Raw genomic sequence first — 447 nt, 5'->3', positions numbered from 1 at the left:
TTCAGGCAAGACTGGCTGCAGAAGCCAAAGCGAAAGCAGATGCGGAAGCCTTAAAGGTGAAACAAGAAGAAGAAGCACGTCAGGCGAAATTAGCAGCAGATGCTAAAGCCAAAGCAGATATGGAAGCGTTACAGGCTAAATTAATTGCGGATGCTAAAGTAAAAGCGGATGCTGAAGCTACTGCCAAAGCCAAGGCCGATGCTGAAGCAAAACAATTAAGAGAAGCAGAAGAAGCACGTCAGGCGAAATTAGCAGCTGATGCAAAAGCCAAAGCGGATGCAGAAGCACTTCAGGCTAAGTTAGCGGCCGATGCCAAAGCCAAAGCGGATGCAGAAGCTTTACAAGCCAAACAAGCAGAAGAAGCACGTCAGGCGAAATTAGCGGCCGATGCCAAAGCTAAAGCAGATGCAGAAGCACTTCAGGCAAGACTGGCAGCAGAAGCCAAAG

At 48.5% G+C, this 447-nt stretch carries 1 pseudogene; it reads left to right on the top strand.

Annotated elements, in window-relative coordinates:
* A pseudogene (locus tag ACODST_RS27845) lies at nucleotides 1–447 on the top strand (PorP/SprF family type IX secretion system membrane protein); the annotation flags it as partial.

Source organism: Flavobacterium sp. FG19, assembly GCF_057809475.1.
This window is presented reverse-complemented; position numbering and strand designations above follow the sequence as displayed.